Here is an 18,445-nt window from a genome sequence, read left to right as displayed (position 1 = left end):
GACTAAATCTTTGTTTTTATATCTATTTCAATTTTTCTGGTACGCCTTCGATGAAGTAGTTGATTAAAGCAATTACTAAGAATACAACTGCACAGATAATCACACCGTACCAGCCCCACATACTCCAAGCGTTAATCCCAATTAAGGTTCCAAGTGAACCACCAAGGAAGTAGGAGAACATGAAGATAGAATTATTTCTACTGTTAGATTTTCTACTTAATGATTGAATAATTGCTTGGTTAGTAACCTGACTGAATTGAGTACTTAAGTCAAGGATGACGATACCGATCATTAAGAAAATAATCGAATGAGTGAAAATCGCAAAGATGATATATGCAATCACACCGAACCACCAACTGATTAAGATGTTGGTCTTGGGTGAATATTTATCAACCATTTTTCCAATAAATGGTGCAGCAAAGATAGAAACAATTCCTAAAAGTCCCATACTTCCAGCAACAGCACTATCATAGTTGAAATATTTTACCAAGAAGAAGGCTAATGTTGACCAGAAGAGGTTGGCGATCCCAAACATGCAGAATGCATTAAGTGAAGAACCACGAAGGTAGCGATACTTCTTAAATAATTTTGGAAGTGTTGCAATGATTTCACCATATTTTTGACTACTAGTAATCGTTCTAGGATCATCTGGCACCCAAAGATGAATGAAAATTAATAAAACAAGATTGATTAAAGCTGCAATTCCATAAACCATGTGCCAGCCTAAAACTGTGGCAATAATTCCACTAAAAGTTCTGGCAAACAAAATTCCTGTTAGCATCCCACTGATCATCGCTCCAAGGATTGGGCCTTGCTTTTTAACAGGTGTTAAGTAAGCGATATATGGAATAATGATCTGTCCACCAATAGAAGTCAAACCAATAATGACTACAGCGATTCCGAACAACCAAACATTTGGTGAAATGAAAGCTAAAAATAATGCAGCAATGGAGATTAATTCCATGATCTGCAAAAAGTGATAACGATTAAATGCATCCCCAAGTGGGACTAATAATAAAAGTCCCAATGCATAACTCACTTGAGAAAGCATTGCTAAAACGGCAGTAACTAAAGATGAAATATGAAAACCTGTAGTAATCAACGTTTCAATTGGCTGAATATAGAACATGTTGGCAACGATCACACCAACACTTAATGCCATGAAGATAACTTTATAAGTAGGCAGTTCAATATAATTATCTTGTGTTTCATCCATATAAAAATCCCCCTTAAGTCATGTTTACATCAATCCATTTTAGATGAAACATGGCACAATGGAATTGATCATTCATCCTAAGGGGGTATGCGAGATTATCATAGGTGAGAAATTAAGAATTTCTGGACATCATTATTGCGAGTAAATAGACTAATAGTGCGTGGTTGAAAGTCTGCCAGCTTACTAGCATGAAAACGTGAATCATTTTTGGTTAGACTTTGAGTCATTTGCCAAGGAAGAATAGTTTGATAATTGGAATTTGCTACGACTTCTAAAAGAGTGTTGGTGTGACCAATCTGTTTGATATCTTCTGCAGAATCAAAGATGCTGAGTAATTGCTGGCTGATAGGACAATATCTTGGCGCGATGAGTAATTTAGAAGGATCGATATCGTCTAAAGAAACTGAATCTGGAAGTAGCTTTTTTTGACTAGTGACTACTCCAAAGGATTCATGATAGAGTTTATTTTCAAAATATTCGCCTTCAATATCATTATGATTTTCTTCATTAATAATGATCGCGTCTAATTTTCCTTCATTAAATTGATGAACTAATTCAATTCCTTTAACTGAAATTTGAATATGCTTAAATTCGGTTAAATGTGCACTAATTAAGTTAGAATAGTGATAGGCAGCAATGTTATCAAGGATGCCAATTCGAAGGATGTTCCAGCCTATTTCTGGCTTTAAATTTAAGGCTTCAAGGTCAGATAATAATTTTTGTGCATTATTTTTAAAATTAATGCCTTCTGTTGTCAGTTCAACACCTTGAGTATTGCGGGTGAACAATTGCTGACCTAGTTCTTTTTCAAGTTGGCGAATTTTCTTACTTACCGTAGAAGGATCAAGATATAGGTAAACCCCTGCACGGCTGAAACTATGGAATTTGCTAACGGCTAAAAAGATATTAATTGATTCGATATTTAGATTATTCAATGTATACACCTCAATAATAAGAACGAATAAAGTATACCAAAGAAAGGGATTATCATGGAAAAAGTTGATCAATTTACTAAATGGGCTACAGATTTACAAAGTATTGCTCAAGCAGGTTTGCGTTATGGTAAAGATATTTTTGATCGTGAACGATATGAGCAAGTTAGAAAAATTGCCGGTGAGATGATGGAAGCTAAAACTGGTCTGCCAAAAGAACAAGTGAAGACTTTGTTCTTAGGAGATGAAGGATATCAAACTCCTAAGACTGAAACAAGAGCAGCGATTTTTAAGGATGATAAGATTCTGTTAGTAAGAGAAAAGATGGCTCAAGAGTGGTCACTTCCAGGTGGTTGGAATGATTATGACCAGACGCCAGCCAACAATTGTATTAAAGAAGCTCGCGAAGAATCAGGTAGAATTATAAAGCCAATAAAGCTGATTGCAGTACAAGATAGAAACCATCATAATAAACCAATTTTGGCTACCAATATTATTAAGATGTTCTTCTTATGCAAGGAACTTGGCGGAGAATTTGTTCCAAATGATGAAACTGATGCTTGTGATTACTTCTCATTAGATAATTTACCTAAGTTATCCATTGATCGAAATACTAAAGAACAAATAGAAATGTGTTTCAAGGCAAGTAAGGATCCTAATTGGGAGACTAGATTTGAATAAGAGAAAAGGGATGCAGTTGCATCCCTTTTTTGATAGTGTAGTTATTTACTAATTTTATCAGCCCACTTGAACATATTAGTCATGTCATAGTCACCAGTATGGCCAGTATTCCATTGCAAGTGGTAGTTAACATTCATTCCTGCATTCTTCATTGCTTGAGAAAGAATAAGTGGAACTGCAATTGAAGTGTTAGTATCAGTTTCACCATAACGAATCCAAATATATTTTGCAGTATCTGAGTTTGATAAGTAGTTCATTGGATTCATCATCTTAACAATTGAAGAGTTAGCTGTTGTGGCGCCTTTTTTAGTATTATTTTCTGTAGAAAACTTGGTAAAGTGTTGCGCATTCTTAGTTGAAGTACCAAATTCAATATTTTCAGCTTGAGATAAGTCAAGCGAGTCAAAGGCAGGAACAGATTTAGATCTGCCGATGCTCTTAAAGTACTTAGTTAAATCAACATCAGTAACCTTACCATTTTTAATTGTTAAGAATGGATATTTCTTTTCGGTGATCTTAGTACCACTATCTAATGCCTTTTGTGCTGAGTCTTTAACTGCTTTTTTAACTAAATCTGCAAAGCTACCTGATTTACCATCACTGCTTAATTTAAGAGTAGTATTACCATCTTTTAAATTAAGACTATTGACATAAGTTACAAAGTTATTAGCCAAAGTGCTTGATAGTTTTTGTGATTTAGAAGATAAGGTGTTTGAGCCAGTTGTATTGCCAGGACCACCACCAGCGATTGATGTGATGCCTTGAGATTGCCATTCATATGCTTTATCCGCATTTTCTAAGTTAGTAATTGGACAAAAGGCGAATGCACCATAAATATTATCACTAGTATTAGCTGCCCCGATTGCTTTTAAGTATGGAGCATAATCTGCGTTGTTACCTGATGCGGCTAAGAGGGCAGACAAAGCACCACCTGCACTGGTACCGTCAGAAATAATCTTATTTGTATTACCAACAAGACGAGACTTATTATATTTCAAATATCTAACTGCTGCTTTTAAATCTACAATAGCTGCTGGTGCTTTACCATCATATTTACCATTTTTCTTAGCATCTCTACCACGCACACCAGGACTAGCTACAACATAGCCTTTAGATAATGCATATTTAATTGAAGAGGTACTTGAAGCACCGCCGTTAGCATTTAAGCCTTTACCTAATTTTCCAGTAGGAGTGAATCCTGATGATTTTGTGGATTTCTTAGAAGTTGAAGGCATCTTGCCAGATGGCATTTTACCGCTAGGCTTCTTACCACTTGGTTTACCCTTAGCGCCTTTTGGTGCACTTCCTGAAGGCATGCTGCCACCACCGCCACCATTCAGAGTACCGGCAGTTGCTGACATATAACCACCAACGTTATTAGGCATAAAGATTGGAGCAGTCTTCTTAGTTAGTATATCCGTTAACTTTCTTATTGTGGAAGTAAGCTTCAGGAATATAAATATTCATGGTTTCATACTTTTTATCAACTGGCTTAGAAACGTAAACTAAGTTGGTATAGCAACGAACTTTTATCTTTTTGCCATTAACTTTAATGGTTTTGATTGTGTATTTCTTAGTATTTAATTTTAGACTGTAAGCTTTTCCCTTATAAGTTGTACCATTTCGGTAGTAAGAAACAGCTTTTTTATATTTAACGTTTTTCAAATTAGTGATGACATTCTTCTTATTACTATTAGTGGTAGACGACGTTTTGCTTGTTTCATTAGCTGAAGCAGAACAGGCTGTCAAATTGGCTAATGGCGTTACACAAATTGCCGCTGAAATCATCAATTTAGCTACTGCATTTTTAGAAATCATAACTTTCATTCCTTTCTAAAAAAAGACCGTTCCAGCACATACATGCAGGGACGGTCTTTATTACAACGTCATTTAATATTGAATTACGAGCATTATAGCAAGCAAAATGTTGACGTTCAATACATATCAGTTTTCTTTATGTTTTGGTAAGAGTTTCTTCAAATATTCGTCATAATTAATGAATCCAATTCAAAATCACATTTGCCCAAATCCATGAAAATGGCATTACTAAGATCATTGCTGGAATCATTTCAGCAATTGGAAACATCTTTAATTTAACCATTCTAAAGCCAGTAGCCAGCATTAAGAAACCACCGCAAGCTTTAAAGTCTAAAATCATATTGGCATTAGTAAATGGAATAATAAATCTAGCTAAATAGAACAAAATGACAAAGATGATAAATTGTGGAATGGCAATAATTGAAACTGCGTATCCTAAAGTTGCTGCGAAAATAGCAGCGGTGAAGAAATCTAAAATTGACTTAGAAACTAAGATAGTTAAGTCTCCTGACATCCCTTCATCTAATGAACCGTAAATTCCAGTACCACTAGCACAGAATAAAACTGTGGCGGTAACCATTAGACTTACAAATTCTTCATGAGAAATACCTAGATTTTCTGTAGGAATTAATTTGGTAATGGGGCGCTGCATTAACATAGCCCCATTATTGAATAGTTTCCCTAAATGTAAGACTAATCCTATGATAGTTCCTAAGATAACTGCAAAAATAACTGCAGGCATAAATTTCATTGGGGCAATTGAATAAATACCCATTCCCATTGAACATGCACCAAAGATCATGTTGATTTTTTCTTTGAATTCTTCAGATAATTTGTTTCCAAAAAATCCACCAAAAAGGCCACCCAGCAGTACTGCAGAAGCATTAATAATAACACCAGTCGGCATAAAATTCCCTTCTTTCTAATTACAATTTTGAGTATATTAATAAAAAAACTTGCGCTCAATTCTGAATAGCGATTAAATAATTCTAAATTGGAATAATTTAATCAGGTGGTGAATAAGAGTGGAAATTAATAAATTAAAGACTTTTGTCGATTTAGCAGACACCTTAAGTTTTTCAAAAACAGCAGAAAATCTCTATATTACTCAAAGTAGCGTTAGTAAGCATATTAAATCTTTGGAGAAGGAAATAGGACTGCCTCTTTTTAATAGAACTAATAAAAGCGTAGAATTATCAATTTATGGTCAAAGTATTTTGCCAGAAGCTAAGCAGATAATATCTCTGCAGTTGCAAATGAAAAATAAACTAAATAAATTGGCTAATACGCAAAACAACATATTAAGAATTGGTATTATTCCTACTTTTTCTACTTATTCTCCTTTCGATAGGTTGATGGAATTTAAAAGAAAAAATCCGGATATTTCAGTTCAATTAATCGAAGAGGAAAGCAATCAATTTATTGTTAAATTGAATCAAAACCAATTGGATTTGGCTTTTGTAAGAACTTTGGATCCTAAAAGAATATCTTTTGAAAAGATCTTAACCAGAAAAGAATCATTTGCACTTTGTGTATCTAAAAATGATCCTTTGTCTAAAAGAAAAATAGTTAATTTAGCTGAATTGAAAGATAAGCCTTTCATTATGCTAGCTAAAGAAAGCTTACTTTATGATCCAGTTATTGCTTTATGTGAACAAGTTGGCTTCAAGCCTAAAGTAACTTTTGTAAGTAACCGGATATCATCTATTTTAGAGATGGTAGGAAATGGTCAAGGAATAGCTATTTTAATGAATCCGCCTAAAAAGATGAAGGGAGTTAAATTTGTGCCTATAACTCCTACTCAAATTAGTTACTTATACTTTGTTCGAAAAGAAAAACATCATTCAATAGCCGAAAACAAATTTTGGCAATTTATGAAGCAGTATTACAATTCCAATATGGAATAAATGATATTAAGCTTAGAATTGAAGGTAATTCAAAATATTCCTATTATGAAATCGAGAATTGTAATAAAGGAGTGTTTTTAATGACTAAATTACCTAAAGATCCTTGGGACTTAAGAAAAGTATTACGTGAAATCAAGGATAATCCTGAAGATTATCATGAAACTGACGTAGAAATCGATCCTGATGCTGAAATATCAGGAGTTTATCGTTATATTGGTGCGGGTGGTACTGTTGAACGTCCAACTAAAGAAGGCCCAGCAATGATGTTTAACAATATTAAAGGCTTTCCAAATACGCGTGTATTAATTGGACTTATGGCAAGTCGCAAACGTGATGGACGAATTTTGCACCATGACTATAAAACATTGGGCAGATTTTTAAAGGATGCTGTTGAAAATCCAGTTCATCCAATTATGGTTGATAAAAGTGATGCTCCTGCTCAAGAAGTTGTGCACTTAGCTAGTGATCCTGACTTTGATATTCGTAAGTTAGTTCCTGCACCAACAAATACCGAATATGATGCAGGTCCATATATTACTTGCGGATTGGTTAAAGGCTCAAACCCAGATAAAACCATGACTGACGTTACTATTCATAGAATGGTTTTGGAAGATAAAGATACATTAGGGATGTACATCATGCCTGGTGGTCGTCATATTGGACATTTTCAAAAAGAATTTGAAAAGATTGATAAGCCAATGCCAATTACTATTAACATTGGTCTTGACCCAGCAGTTACTATTGGGGCTACTTTTGAACCACCAACAACTCCATTAGGTTATGATGAACTTGATGTTGCTGGTGCACTTCGTCAAGAACCTGTTCAATTAGTTAAAGGTGTATCTGTTGACGAAAGTGCTTTGGCACGTAGTGAATATGTTTTGGAAGGGTATATTATGCCTAACCAAACTATGCAAGAAGATATCAATACTAATACTGGTTATGCTATGCCCGAATTTCCAGGATACAATGGTGTAGCAAATCCAGCTGTTAACGTTGTAAAAATCACAGCAGTCACTCACCGTAAAGATAATCCTATTATGCAGTCAGTTATTGGACCAAGTGAAGAGCACGTTTCGATGGCTGGTATTCCAACAGAAGCTTCAATTCTTGAATTAGTTGATAAGGCTATTCCAGGTAAGGTGGTTAATGTTTACAATCCGCCAGCAGGTGGTGGTAAGCTAATGACTATCATGCAAATTCATAAGGATAATCCTGCTGATGAAGGTATTCAAAGACAAGCAGCTATTTTAGCATTTGGTGCGTTTAAAGAATTAAAGACTGTCTGGCTTGTTGATGAAGACGTTGATATTTTTGATATGAATGACGTTGTATGGACGATGAATACTCGCTTCCAAGCAGATCAAGACTTTATTTGTATTCCGGGGATGCGTAATCACCCACTTGATCCATCCGAAAGACCACAATACGATCCTAAATCAATCAGAACTAAAGGTATGAGTTCGAAGACAATTGTCGATGGTACAGTTCCATTTGACATGAAGGATCAATTTAAACGTGCACAATTTAAGGAAATAAAGGATTGGCAAAAGTACTTAAAATAAGCATTTTTAAGAAAGGATAATCTTTTGAAGAGAATTGTAATTGGAATTTCTGGAGCTTCAGGTAGTATTTATGGAATTGATTTACTTCAAAAATTAGCCAATGTAGCCGATGTTGAAACACATCTGGTTATGAGTGATTGGGCTAAAGAAAACATTAAACTTGAAACTAATTTTAAACCAGAAGATGTAGCACAAATGGCTGACTATGTTTATGATGATCATAATTTGGGTGCAGCTATAGCCAGCGGTTCTTTCTTAGTTGATGCCATGGTAATAGCTCCGGCAAGTATGAAGACTATAGCTGGAATTGCTATCGGGTTTGATGAAGACCTAATTATGCGTGCTGCTGATGTAATGCTTAAAGAACAACGCAAATTAATTTTAGTACCTAGAGAAACGCCGTTATCAGCCATTCACTTAGAAAATCTAACTAAGTTGGCTAAATTAGGTGTCCAGATTATTCCACCAATTCCTTCATTCTATGATCATCCTAAAACTATTCAAGATATCATTAATCATCAAACTATGAAAATTATGGATAGCTTGCATATTGCAAATGATGTAGGTCGACGCTGGGGTGATGAAAAAGATGTCTAAAAAGATCTTTAGTGTAACAAAAGAAAACTATACTATTTATGCGGAAACTGAATTGGTAAACAAGGATTTGTTAGTTAATATCACTGGTGGAAACGTGCCACATTTAGGTGGTGTAGTCACCTGGGATGTTAAAACCAAAAAACAATGCAAAGTAGAATTTGCCAGTCATGATGGAAGAAAACATAAAGATATTTTCTTGGCAGAACGTTTTGCTAAAAGAATTGAAAAGAAGCTTCCCGGTAATTTATGTGTAACTGCAGGAGTTCACATTGACAATATTACTGAAGCTCAAATTAATGCATCATTTCCTATGACTGATAATTTGGCAGATCAGGTTTTGGTATGGACGTTAAATCAAAGTGATACTTTCAAAAAGCCTCAATATACTACACATATTCCAAACTTTAAATTGAAAAAATAATACATGATAAGCAAAGATGAACAGTCTTTGCTTATTTTTATCCGGTAAAAAAGTTCAATAAAACATCGCACTTCATGGCAAAAACTGCACTTTATTGCCTAATGCTTCTTATTCTATATCTTTTGTTTTAACAACAGTAGATAATGAAATTGTCAAGAAGAGGAGGGCTCATTATGAAATTATTAATTGCTGGTGCAGGTTTTATTGTTAGCGACTTTTTACCAATTACTAAAGACTTATCAAATGTTGAAATAGTAGGAATAGCTGGTACTTCAAGTGATCTTGCTAGAATGAAAGAATATCAAAATCAGTATAAAATTACAGAACTTTATATTGATTATGATCAAGCTCTGAGAGAAACTAAGGCTGACACAGTTTATGTAGCAGTCCCTAATTTCTTACACTATACTTTTGCTAAGAAAGCACTAGAAGCTGGAAAAAATGTTATTTGTGAAAAGCCGTTCACTGTGAACTATGATGAGTTTAAAGAATTAAAGAGCATTGCTATTGAGAAAAAGTTGATTTTAGTTGAAGCAATCACTAATCAATATTTGACTAATTATAAATTGGTGAAAGATCACATCAAAGAATTGGGTCAAGTGAAGATAGTCTCGATGAATTACTCACAATATTCCCATCGCTATGATGCATTTAAAGAAGGAAAGATTTTACCAGTCTTTGATCCTAAAAAAGGTGGCGGCGCCTTGATGGATTTGAATATTTATAACATTCACTTTATTGTGGGATTATTCGGGATGCCAAAAGCTGTAGAGTATAAAGCCAATATTGAACGAAATGTTGATACTTCAGGTGTCTTGAATCTGGATTATGGCAACTTTAAGGCAGTACTAATTGCAGCTAAGGACTGTGCTGCTCCTGTTACTTCTTTAATTGAAGGCGATAAGGAAACTATTCAAGTTAATGGACCAACTAATGTGATGGATTCTTTCGATATTTATAAGAAAGATAGTGAAATTCGCGTTGATGAAAAGGTTTATCCGCATCGCATGTTTGAAGAATTTAAAACTTTTGCTCAAATGATTGATAATCACGATTTAGATGCAGATATCAAAGCATTAAACCACAGTGATCAAGTTATGCAAGTTCTTCAAAAGGCGATAAACAGTGCAGGATTAAAGCTAGGATAGGTGATAAATATGAAGTTTAACTCATTGATGCATGTAAATATTGTGGCTAAAGACTGGGATAAAATGGTTGATTTTTATCAGAACAAATTAGGATTTAAAAATCTAGTTTTAGTTAAGTATGGCGAATACATCAACCGACCAGATCGACCAGAACAACAAAAAATTGCTCAAAAATATCCTGACAAGATTATGTATGGCTATTTTGAAATCTGTCCTGGTCAATTTATCGAAATGTTTCCTAAAAATGAACTTCAAGCTGATGATGTTAAATGGAATGACAGAACTGGACTAAATCATTTTGCATTAACAGTTGATGATATCAATCAAACATTTAAAGAGTTCAAAGAAAAAGGCTTACCACTAATGAGTGATAAGCCTACCAAAGGGCCATCTGAAACATGGCAATTCTGGTCACATGATCCAGATGGCAACTTCTTTGAAGTAATGCAATTTACCGATAAATCATATCAAATAAAAGGTCATATTGATTAAAGCTACAAGATAGTGTTCTTGTATAAAAATGCGAAGATCAAATTAAAGATGTATTGAAAAGCAAATTGAGAGAAGAAGGTAGCGACTTTCTTCTCTTTTTCTTCGCGGGGAACAGTTATGATTAAATCTACTTTATCTTTATAAATGGTGTCTATTTTGGAAGTAATTAAAATTGTCTTGCAGTCATGCTTAGATGCTTCATCTATTTCACTACCAAATTCGGATTCAAAACTATCATAACTCGTAAAAATTGCTAAATCAGTCGATGTTAAACGCTGGGCAATGTTATCTTCTTCACCATTTTCATTGGCAAATATTGGATAAATATTCAGCTTATTAACTTTATTGATGAAACTTCTTACAGTGATACCAGTATCACCAATGCCAAACATAAAAGTGTGTTTTGAATCCATCATCATTTCTGCAGCTTTACTAATTTCATCAATATTAATCTGCTCGCGCAAAACTGTCAAGCTGTTTGTGTATAGATCGGTCATAGACTTCTTTATGGTTTCGGCATCATCAATAGGAGAAAAGGGAAAATTGAAATCAACGTTTCTTTTTAGATATTGATTGTTTTCACGGCTTTTGATGATCTTTACTTTTAACGTTTTAAATCCTGTGCAGCCAACCTTATGACTTAGACGAATAATGGTCGCATTAGAAGTATGGGACTTTTTAGCTAAATCTGTAATTGTCATATCGTCAATATTATTGATGTTTTGATTGATATAAGAAATCACGTCTTTTTCGGCATCTGTATAATTAATATTGTTAGAAAATATTTGCATCTTATGTTCTTCTTTATTTTGTTTTGTTTTCAGTTGATTTTTGAATTCGAATTAATTCGTTAATATCATGGCAATGCTTTAAAGCCTCTTGATACTGATGATGAATTTCAGGAGTTACTCTTTTTCCTTCATTAGTAGTAATCATATGAATATCTTCAGTTCCAGCTTCTACGGCAGTCTTAAAGTACCACATCTTATAATGAAGAAAATCCAACTGCTTTTGCAATTCGTCAATTTGCTTAACTACATTCGCTTCTTCTTGTTCAAGTAAGTCGTAACGAGCATTTAGAGTAACATCGCCTTCCATGCATAGGTCGATGAAATGACGAATTTCTTTAATCGTCATACCGCACTTTTTCATACAAGTGATAACCTCTAGAAAATTAAGGTCATTGTCTTTGAAGCTACGTTGACCATTTTCATTGCGGTCGACGAATGGCAATAGGCCGTGCTTATCGTAATAACGAAGTGTTGATGAAGGGATGTTTAATTTTTTTGATACTTCACCGATTGAATATCTCATAAAAGTTGCTCCTTTGTGTAATATTTAATATCTTCTATAAACATCATCGTATCATCATATATACTGTAAATATGAGAATGAGGTGTTAATTATGACTGTAACCAATAATCCTTTTCATGATAAAAAAACTATTGAAAAATATGGAAAATTTGATAATGATTTATCTGGATTTGTAAATGCTGAAATTAGCGAAAAAGAATTCGATAAATTTTGAAAGGTAATTATTCAGAAATGAGTAATTATCTTTTTTATTCTTTTTATAGTTGACTTAAACCATGGTTTAACCCTTAGTATAGTCATTGTAATCAAGAAACAAGGTATTTTCAATCAACCGGAGGAAAAATAAATGTCAGAAATCGAGAAATTGGAAAAAGGCGAATGGTTTAACTTCGGTGCTCCAGAAATTGCATCTAGAAAGTTAAATGCGGCAAAACTTGCTCAAGAATTTAATTCTATCCCTGAAACTGAACCAGAAAAACAAGAAGCAAAAGCCAGAGAGATTTTAGGTTCTGCTGGTAAGAACTTGGTTATTCACAGTGATTGGAAGTTCGATAATGGTAAAAATATCCATGTGGGAGATAATTTCTTAGCTAATTACAATTGGACCGTTCTTGATGTAGGAAAGGTTAATATCGGTGACAACGTTTGGATTGGACCAAATACTGATATCTACACTGTAACTCATCCTATAAATGGGGTAGAGCGGAGAAAGCATTTGTCTAAAGTGTTGCCAGTAACTATTGGTAATGATGTGTGGCTTTGCGGAAAAGTTACGATATGTCCAGGTGTTACAATCGGCAATAATGTAGTAGTTGCAGCTGGATCTGTTGTTGTTAAGGACGTTCCTGATAATGTGATGGTAGCTGGAGTGCCTGCTAAGATTGTTAAGAAAATAGAAGAATAGTTAATTAACCGTCAATTAAATTTGACGGTTTTATTTTTGTCTTTATAATGAATTATCAATAAGATATTAAAAATGGAGTGGTGAAAATGAGAATTGTGCCATACAACAAGAAATACAGAGATGATTTCATTAGACTTAATTTTGCATGGATTAAGGATATGTTCGAAATCGAATTAACTGATGTGCAAGATTTAGCTAGAATAGATGACAACGTTGCAGCAGGCGGACAAGTATTCTTCGCTTTGAGTGATGATGAAGAAGTGATGGCTTGTTGTGAAATTTCGCCAATTCCTGATGGTGGCTGGGAAATCCAAAAGTTTGCTGCTGATGGGAAGTTTAAAGGACAGGGTGCTGGCAAAGCAGTATTGAAAGCTTGTTTAGACTATGCAAAAGAGAAGGGCTATCACAATCTGGTTTTAGTAACAAATACCAAGTGCATCCCTGCAGTTCATCTATATAAAGAATTTGGATTTAAAGAAGTTCCAATTGATAAGGAGTTATTCCCATTTGATCGAGGAAATCTTCAGATGGAATTGAATTTATAAGAATTAAAAAGCGAGAAGCGTGATGCTTCTCGTTTTTAGTTAGAGTTTAATACGCAATTCAGCAATTGAATTTGAACTGTCACTAAGTTGTTGCTGGTTATAGTTTAATGGAAAAGAATCTTCAATGACTAGCGGATCATGAATATCATACTTTTCTTTAGCTTGATCCATTAATTGATTTAAGTAGTCTAAATACTTTTCACGATTCCACATAAAAGAAATGCAAAGATAATCACCTTCTTGTTTATGTGAGTCGGTTGATTTGGTATTTATTTCTTTGAACATTGAAAGATAGTGAATGTCTTGTAAGTTACTGTAATAGTCACCACGGAAAGCGAAGCAGTACTCAAAGTTAGGTAATAATCCAGCTTCAAGGATCTTTTCATCCAGCTTTGAAATCACATTATCAGGAATATCGGCAGGGGTAACTATTTTCTTTAATGGCATCTCAATAATATTTGAAGAAATTGTTCTAATATAAGTTCCTCTATCTAAATTATCTTTCAAGATTTTAAGTTTCTTAACTTGTTTTTGCTGAAAATGAGCTAGACTTAACGCTTTTCTTTCTTGTTTAATTCGTTCTTGAATTTCCAACTCCTGATTCTTCCAGAATTCAGTCATATTAGGATTTTCATTACTCATGATCTCTTTGATTTCTTCTAGAGAAAGGTTGGCAGACTGTAAATATTTGATGATCGTGAATTGAAAAATCTGATCTAATCTGTAATAACGATATCCTGTATCAGGATCTTGATAATTAGGTTTTAACAATCCGATTTTTGAATAATAGCGCAATGTTTGCACACTCGTATGACAATACTCAGCCATTTTTCCAATTGAAAACATAATTTACTCCCTTGACTCTATAGTTACTATAGACTTTATCATACTGTTAAAAGGAGTGAAACATTATGAACAAAACAATTAGATTAGTTGTACCAGATTGGCAAGCAGGGGATAATCCTGTTTATGAATTAGGGGCAAAGGTGTTAAAAGCGATTGCACCAGAAAATAAAAATCAACCTACTATTACTGTGGATGTGCCTGAGAGTAAGCAACCTTTACCAATTGAAAATGGTGTAACTGGACAATCAGACGTTTTAAAAACTATTCAAAATACTAAGGCAGCTATTGAAAAAGAAAAGCCAACTAAGATCATTACTTTTGGTGGAAACTGCTTGGTATCACAACAACCAATTGATTATTTAAATGGAATTTATGGTGATAAATTAGGTGTAATTTGGCTTGATGCACATCCAGATATTTCTAATCCAGAAGTTTTTGGTAATGAACATGCGATGGTTTTAGGTAATCTTTTACATCAAGGTGATCCAGTAATTCAAAAAGAGGTAGATCATCCATTAAAGCCAAGTCAGATATATCATGTTGGGCTTCAAGAAATTACTCCTGAGGAAGCAGATTTGCTTAAAAAGGCAGGAGTGAATTATCAAGATAAGCAAGGATCTAAGATTGATACCGAGAAAGTTAGAGAATGGATTAAAGAAAATGATTTTAAGTTTATCTTTATCCATTTAGATATTGATATACTTGATCCTAACAATTTTTACTCAACATATTTCAACAATCCAGAATTAGGTGAAGTTCCTGAAAATGCGGCTAAAGGTAAAGTAGCCAGAAGTGACGTTTGGCATTTCATTAGTCAATTTAGTAAGGAATATAACTTAGTAGGTTTAACCTTAGCCGAATATCTTCCTTGGAGTGCTAAGCAAATGCTTGATTTGATGAAGAGTACAGATATTTTTAAGTAAAGTAAGAGAAGCATCCTGTAAGATGATATACTAAAATACATATCAAGCAGGAGGGTAACTAATGGATATCATAATTGCCATGGGCGGTATCATCATGTTCTTAGGACTTTTCATCATGATGATTAATACTAAATACACACCTTTTCACTGGCCTCAATATCGATCACGTAGTAAAAAAAGGAATGTGATTAGCTGGATATTACTAATTGCTGGTCTAGCTATAATCATTCTGAAAGCTATGGCAAATGGACAACTTAAATATTAGAAAAAAGCAGTCTAGATACACATATAATTGTGTTTAGACTGCTTTTTATTAAAATTAAATGACTATTTAATAAATAAATATCTTAATATCATTAAAATCCATAAGTGAGTAGGATAAATAATGTAGAAAAAGTATTTGGTGATCCAATTTTTCTTACCACGTTGGCCATTGTATAACCAGATAAATGGTAATACTGAAATCATCATCCATTCACTATCAAAGGTTAATGACGAATATAAACCTGTTTTAGTTTGAAGCCCATTCATCACTGCTTTAGCAAGTAAAAGCAAGCACCAGATTATGATACCAATAGATTCAATTTTAGGTTTATGGTAGCCAAAATAGAAAATAAGTAAAATTGGCCAAAGATAGATGCCACCTTCAAACATTAAACTTACTATCAATAAAAAGATTGCTAATAAAAGGTAATACCAATGGCGTTTATTTTCTCTGAATAATTCTAGTGCCCACATAACTCCTAAGTATATTGCTAACGTAACTAGAATATTATTCCCCTCAAGTACGGAATAAATTGTCATTTTATGAGTTAAGCTATCAACATTATGAAAAGCAAGGTTGATAACTATTTCGCCTGCCCACGTAATAGCAGCAGCTCTAATTATTCTAAACAGATATCTTTTTCTGCTAGAAGTATGAAAAAATCCTTCTACTAAGAAAAAAACAAATAATGGCGCTACAAATCTTGCGATTAAGCTGAACCATTGAGGCCATACTCCCATGAATAGGTAAGAGTATAGATGATCAAAAATCATGAAAAAGACAGCAATCAGTTTAAGTTGATTGCCATCTAAACTAAAGGTACGTGATTTCATAAATCCTCCAATTATTTTTAATTAGTTCAGTATAACTGATATAGCTTTATTTGATAAGATAAAAATTTGTGTGAATAAATAATTCATCAAGATTAAATATTAACCTAGATTAGAAGAATGATTTAAGATATAATAACAGGAATAATTTAATGGGATAGTATTTGGGGAGTTGAGTGATATGGAAAAGAATTCACAATATAGATATACCTTACGTAAACTTAGTGTGGGATTAACTTCAGTTGTTATTGGATTAACATTTGCATCAACTGCGACAACTACAGTTCATGCTGATACTACTGAGCAACAAGCAGAAAAAAATGAAGAACACGTTGCACAAACTTCTGATACTAATAAAGTAATTGAGCAATCAAGTGATACTACTTCGACTTCGAAGACTGGAGCAGTGAAGCAACCGAATACTGCTACACCAGAAGCTGTAGAAAAAGCTAAAGAGGTAACTGTTAATACTAAAGATGCTACTGCCAATAAAAATACTATTAATAATGTAGAAACTGAAAAGCAAACTGACCCTAGTGAAAACACAAAACCAGAAATAAAAGAAGATCAGCCAAAAGAAGCTACTACAAGGGATTCTTCTGTAAAAAATAGTCTTAATCAAGAAGAAGTTGCTAAGAAGCAATCTCAACCTGAAGAAAATAAACAAAAAGTTGATCCAGAATTAGTTAAATCTACAACTGATAAGTTATCAGCTGTTGAATATAATGTTTTTGATCTTAGAGAGGCTACTGAACTTTGGGCTAATGATCAATTAAAGAACTGGTACTTATCTGATAGTTTTAAACAAGTTCATGATCAATTGCCAACTTTAGTGCCACAAATGCTTGATCATGCTGATAATCTTAATACTGCCGATCAAAGAGTTAATGATAATGCAGCAGCTATTATGCTAGGAATGTCATATATCAATCATTACTACAATATTTCATTTGGTAATAAAGAATTATTACCAACAATGATGTTTGATCCCAAAGCACTTGGCTCTAATTTAGATTCGATTGATTGGTTAACCGACATCGGTAAGCTTTCTTATAATGATCTGCTTCCTAAGAATAATGTAGATACTTTTAATAAAAAGTTAGCTCCAATGCTTAATACCAAGTCTGATTTAGTCACTTTTTTAGGCGATTTAAGAAAAAAGTGGTCACCAGAATTAAATGAAGAAGATTGGTTCAAATCTAATACAGGTGTCCACGTTGTTGAGGTTCCTTCTAAAGCGACTCCTGATGTAGATCTTAGCCTTTATCACCGATTGGCTACTGGTAATGACACTTTCAAAAGTTATATCTTGCCACTTTTAAACATTAAGAGTGACGATATGTATGTGGTCTCAACCTTAGGGATGACAGTCTTTGGAATGTATGATCCATATATCGATGTGAAATATCATAAGGATCCAAAGGTTTACCAAGAAAAGGTTAAGGAAGTTCAAGCTAAACTTGATCGTCTCGCAAAAGGTTGGGGCGATCACATGGATTTTTGGTACCGAATCGCTAATGATGCAGGTAAGAAGAAACTGGCTAATACTAACATCAGTGTTTGGGATACTTACTATGCTAAAGATGCTAGCAAAAAGGGTGGCCAATTCTGGCAATCTAAATATGATACTTTTTCACCAGCAATGGCTGAATTCTTTGGTTCAGTTGGTGAAAAATATGATGAAGCCGGAATTTCGGCTGAAGCACCATATGGTACGATGGTCCGCTATTATGTAGCAAGAGTGATCGATGATTATGGTGGCGCCGGAATTCTATCTCATGAAATGACCCACAATCTAGATAGAAGTGTTTACTTTGATGGTTATGGTTATCGTCCAGGAACCAATCAAGAATCATATGCTGATGGTTTGCTGCAATCTGCGTGGAATCCGACTCCATCTAGTTATGTCTTAAATACTGTTCTAACTTTTGATAATAATTATCGCACCACCAACAAGGGACCAGAACGTTTCCAAAACCGTGAAGATGTAGTGACCCAAGAAAATTGGACACTTTATTGATATTAAGCTATTAAGGATTGA

22 protein-coding genes are annotated in these 18,445 nt (G+C 33.9%); 13 read left to right on the top strand and 9 right to left on the bottom strand.

Features of this window, described 5'->3' with window-relative positions:
• Positions 1 to 22: 22 nt before the first annotated feature.
• Positions 23 to 1,216, bottom strand: coding sequence for an MFS transporter (locus RDN22_RS04450; RefSeq protein WP_308556314.1), 1,194 nt, complete (start codon positions 1,214 to 1,216; stop codon positions 23 to 25).
• A 98-nt stretch (positions 1,217 to 1,314) separates the two neighbouring features.
• Complete coding sequence (locus RDN22_RS04445) at positions 1,315 to 2,160, bottom strand: LysR family transcriptional regulator (protein WP_308556312.1); 846 nt, start codon at positions 2,158 to 2,160, stop codon at positions 1,315 to 1,317.
• A 45-nt stretch (positions 2,161 to 2,205) separates the two neighbouring features.
• Between RDN22_RS04445 and RDN22_RS04440 the strand changes: the two genes are divergently transcribed.
• The gene (locus tag RDN22_RS04440) at positions 2,206 to 2,829 is read left to right on the top strand and encodes an NUDIX hydrolase (RefSeq protein WP_308556311.1); all 624 of its coding nucleotides are present in this window, start codon (positions 2,206 to 2,208) and stop codon (positions 2,827 to 2,829) included.
• A 41-nt stretch (positions 2,830 to 2,870) separates the two neighbouring features.
• On the opposite strand, the gene RDN22_RS04435 is transcribed toward RDN22_RS04440, so the two are convergent.
• The 3 genes from RDN22_RS04435 to RDN22_RS04425 form a co-directional block, all read right to left on the bottom strand.
• Positions 2,871 to 4,214 (bottom strand): subtype B tannase, encoded by a 1,344-nt coding sequence (locus RDN22_RS04435; protein ID WP_308556309.1) that lies wholly within the window; start codon positions 4,212 to 4,214, stop codon positions 2,871 to 2,873.
• Positions 4,215 to 4,233: 19 nt separating this feature from the next.
• Positions 4,234 to 4,647, bottom strand: coding sequence for a hypothetical protein (locus tag RDN22_RS04430; protein WP_308556307.1), 414 nt, complete (start codon positions 4,645 to 4,647; stop codon positions 4,234 to 4,236).
• Between the two features lie 175 nt (positions 4,648 to 4,822).
• The gene (locus RDN22_RS04425) at positions 4,823 to 5,554 is read right to left on the bottom strand and encodes a DUF554 domain-containing protein (RefSeq protein ID WP_308556306.1); all 732 of its coding nucleotides are present in this window, start codon (positions 5,552 to 5,554) and stop codon (positions 4,823 to 4,825) included.
• A 118-nt stretch (positions 5,555 to 5,672) separates the two neighbouring features.
• Here RDN22_RS04425 and RDN22_RS04420 point away from each other — a divergent pair, with 118 nt between their 5' ends.
• The 6 genes from RDN22_RS04420 (at position 5,673) to RDN22_RS04395 (ending at position 10,777) form a co-directional block, all read left to right on the top strand.
• Positions 5,673 to 6,554, top strand: a complete 882-nt coding sequence (locus RDN22_RS04420; RefSeq protein WP_308556304.1) for a LysR family transcriptional regulator — start codon at positions 5,673 to 5,675, stop codon at positions 6,552 to 6,554.
• A gap of 80 nt (positions 6,555 to 6,634) precedes the next feature.
• Positions 6,635 to 8,119 (top strand): UbiD family decarboxylase, encoded by a 1,485-nt coding sequence (locus RDN22_RS04415; RefSeq protein ID WP_308556302.1) that lies wholly within the window; start codon positions 6,635 to 6,637, stop codon positions 8,117 to 8,119.
• A 24-nt stretch (positions 8,120 to 8,143) separates the two neighbouring features.
• The gene (locus RDN22_RS04410) at positions 8,144 to 8,716 is read left to right on the top strand and encodes a UbiX family flavin prenyltransferase (protein WP_308556300.1); all 573 of its coding nucleotides are present in this window, start codon (positions 8,144 to 8,146) and stop codon (positions 8,714 to 8,716) included.
• A complete protein-coding gene (locus tag RDN22_RS04405) occupies positions 8,709 to 9,137 on the top strand; it encodes a hypothetical protein (protein WP_308556298.1) in 429 nt (142 codons plus the stop codon). Before RDN22_RS04410 ends, RDN22_RS04405 begins: the two co-directional genes overlap by 8 nt.
• 173 nt (positions 9,138 to 9,310) lie before the next feature.
• Positions 9,311 to 10,285 carry a Gfo/Idh/MocA family oxidoreductase gene (locus RDN22_RS04400; protein ID WP_308556296.1) on the top strand — a complete coding sequence of 325 codons (975 nt, stop codon included), beginning with the start codon at positions 9,311 to 9,313 and terminating at the stop codon, positions 10,283 to 10,285.
• 9 nt (positions 10,286 to 10,294) lie between these two features.
• Positions 10,295 to 10,777: a VOC family protein gene (locus RDN22_RS04395; RefSeq protein ID WP_308556294.1), complete on the top strand. Its 483-nt coding sequence runs from the start codon at positions 10,295 to 10,297 to the stop codon at positions 10,775 to 10,777.
• A 2-nt stretch (positions 10,778 to 10,779) separates the two neighbouring features.
• On the opposite strand, the gene RDN22_RS04390 is transcribed toward RDN22_RS04395, so the two are convergent.
• On the bottom strand, positions 10,780 to 11,568 hold the full coding sequence (locus RDN22_RS04390) for a MurR/RpiR family transcriptional regulator (RefSeq protein ID WP_308556292.1): 789 nt from the start codon (positions 11,566 to 11,568) through the stop codon (positions 10,780 to 10,782).
• Between the two features lie 13 nt (positions 11,569 to 11,581).
• Positions 11,582 to 12,091, bottom strand: coding sequence for a MerR family transcriptional regulator (locus tag RDN22_RS04385; RefSeq protein WP_308556290.1), 510 nt, complete (start codon positions 12,089 to 12,091; stop codon positions 11,582 to 11,584).
• A gap of 91 nt (positions 12,092 to 12,182) precedes the next feature.
• On the opposite strand from RDN22_RS04385, the gene RDN22_RS04380 reads away from it, so the two are divergent.
• The 3 genes from RDN22_RS04380 (at position 12,183) to RDN22_RS04370 (ending at position 13,540) form a co-directional block, all read left to right on the top strand.
• Positions 12,183 to 12,305, top strand: a complete 123-nt coding sequence (locus RDN22_RS04380) for a hypothetical protein (protein ID WP_308556288.1) — start codon at positions 12,183 to 12,185, stop codon at positions 12,303 to 12,305.
• 132 nt (positions 12,306 to 12,437) lie between these two features.
• Positions 12,438 to 12,995: a sugar O-acetyltransferase gene (locus tag RDN22_RS04375; RefSeq protein WP_308556286.1), complete on the top strand. Its 558-nt coding sequence runs from the start codon at positions 12,438 to 12,440 to the stop codon at positions 12,993 to 12,995.
• A gap of 86 nt (positions 12,996 to 13,081) precedes the next feature.
• Complete coding sequence (locus tag RDN22_RS04370) at positions 13,082 to 13,540, top strand: GNAT family N-acetyltransferase (protein ID WP_308556284.1); 459 nt, start codon at positions 13,082 to 13,084, stop codon at positions 13,538 to 13,540.
• Between the two features lie 39 nt (positions 13,541 to 13,579).
• On the opposite strand, the gene RDN22_RS04365 is transcribed toward RDN22_RS04370, so the two are convergent.
• Positions 13,580 to 14,386 carry a helix-turn-helix domain-containing protein gene (locus tag RDN22_RS04365; protein WP_308556282.1) on the bottom strand — a complete coding sequence of 269 codons (807 nt, stop codon included), beginning with the start codon at positions 14,384 to 14,386 and terminating at the stop codon, positions 13,580 to 13,582.
• Positions 14,387 to 14,451: 65 nt separating this feature from the next.
• Between RDN22_RS04365 and RDN22_RS04360 the strand changes: the two genes are divergently transcribed.
• Positions 14,452 to 15,309 carry an arginase family protein gene (locus RDN22_RS04360; RefSeq protein WP_308556280.1) on the top strand — a complete coding sequence of 286 codons (858 nt, stop codon included), beginning with the start codon at positions 14,452 to 14,454 and terminating at the stop codon, positions 15,307 to 15,309.
• 61 nt (positions 15,310 to 15,370) lie between these two features.
• A complete protein-coding gene (locus RDN22_RS04355) occupies positions 15,371 to 15,574 on the top strand; it encodes a hypothetical protein (RefSeq protein ID WP_308556278.1) in 204 nt (67 codons plus the stop codon).
• A gap of 62 nt (positions 15,575 to 15,636) precedes the next feature.
• Here the strand turns inward: RDN22_RS04355 and RDN22_RS04350 are convergent, their stop codons facing one another.
• Positions 15,637 to 16,407 (bottom strand): TraX family protein, encoded by a 771-nt coding sequence (locus RDN22_RS04350; protein WP_308556276.1) that lies wholly within the window; start codon positions 16,405 to 16,407, stop codon positions 15,637 to 15,639.
• Between the two features lie 178 nt (positions 16,408 to 16,585).
• Here RDN22_RS04350 and RDN22_RS04345 point away from each other — a divergent pair, with 178 nt between their 5' ends.
• The gene (locus RDN22_RS04345) at positions 16,586 to 18,424 is read left to right on the top strand and encodes a ZmpA/ZmpB/ZmpC family metallo-endopeptidase (protein WP_308556274.1); all 1,839 of its coding nucleotides are present in this window, start codon (positions 16,586 to 16,588) and stop codon (positions 18,422 to 18,424) included.
• Positions 18,425 to 18,445: the final 21 nt, after the last annotated feature.

Source organism: uncultured Lactobacillus sp. (assembly GCF_902491705.1).
In the GTDB taxonomy this organism is placed as follows: Bacteria; Bacillota; Bacilli; order Lactobacillales; family Lactobacillaceae; genus Lactobacillus.
The sequence above is the reverse complement of the archived record's forward strand: the minus strand, read 5'-3'. Positions and strand labels throughout refer to the sequence as shown.

Coding starts and splice junctions, on each gene's coding strand:
- RDN22_RS04415 (WP_308556302.1), top strand. CDS start 6,635: ATGACTAAATTACCTAAAGATCCTTGGGACTTAAGAAAAGTATTACGT.
- RDN22_RS04435 (WP_308556309.1), bottom strand. CDS start 4,214: ATGCCTAATAACGTTGGTGGTTATATGTCAGCAACTGCCGGTACTCTG.
- RDN22_RS04395 (WP_308556294.1), top strand. CDS start 10,295: ATGAAGTTTAACTCATTGATGCATGTAAATATTGTGGCTAAAGACTGG.
- RDN22_RS04365 (WP_308556282.1), bottom strand. CDS start 14,386: ATGTTTTCAATTGGAAAAATGGCTGAGTATTGTCATACGAGTGTGCAA.
- RDN22_RS04345 (WP_308556274.1), top strand. CDS start 16,586: ATGGAAAAGAATTCACAATATAGATATACCTTACGTAAACTTAGTGTG.
- RDN22_RS04405 (WP_308556298.1), top strand. CDS start 8,709: ATGTCTAAAAAGATCTTTAGTGTAACAAAAGAAAACTATACTATTTAT.
- RDN22_RS04400 (WP_308556296.1), top strand. CDS start 9,311: ATGAAATTATTAATTGCTGGTGCAGGTTTTATTGTTAGCGACTTTTTA.
- RDN22_RS04440 (WP_308556311.1), top strand. CDS start 2,206: ATGGAAAAAGTTGATCAATTTACTAAATGGGCTACAGATTTACAAAGT.
- RDN22_RS04390 (WP_308556292.1), bottom strand. CDS start 11,568: ATGCAAATATTTTCTAACAATATTAATTATACAGATGCCGAAAAAGAC.
- RDN22_RS04370 (WP_308556284.1), top strand. CDS start 13,082: ATGAGAATTGTGCCATACAACAAGAAATACAGAGATGATTTCATTAGA.
- RDN22_RS04360 (WP_308556280.1), top strand. CDS start 14,452: ATGAACAAAACAATTAGATTAGTTGTACCAGATTGGCAAGCAGGGGAT.
- RDN22_RS04375 (WP_308556286.1), top strand. CDS start 12,438: ATGTCAGAAATCGAGAAATTGGAAAAAGGCGAATGGTTTAACTTCGGT.
- RDN22_RS04385 (WP_308556290.1), bottom strand. CDS start 12,091: ATGAGATATTCAATCGGTGAAGTATCAAAAAAATTAAACATCCCTTCA.
- RDN22_RS04355 (WP_308556278.1), top strand. CDS start 15,371: ATGGATATCATAATTGCCATGGGCGGTATCATCATGTTCTTAGGACTT.
- RDN22_RS04380 (WP_308556288.1), top strand. CDS start 12,183: ATGACTGTAACCAATAATCCTTTTCATGATAAAAAAACTATTGAAAAA.
- RDN22_RS04430 (WP_308556307.1), bottom strand. CDS start 4,647: ATGATTTCTAAAAATGCAGTAGCTAAATTGATGATTTCAGCGGCAATT.
- RDN22_RS04450 (WP_308556314.1), bottom strand. CDS start 1,216: ATGGATGAAACACAAGATAATTATATTGAACTGCCTACTTATAAAGTT.
- RDN22_RS04425 (WP_308556306.1), bottom strand. CDS start 5,554: ATGCCGACTGGTGTTATTATTAATGCTTCTGCAGTACTGCTGGGTGGC.
- RDN22_RS04350 (WP_308556276.1), bottom strand. CDS start 16,407: ATGAAATCACGTACCTTTAGTTTAGATGGCAATCAACTTAAACTGATT.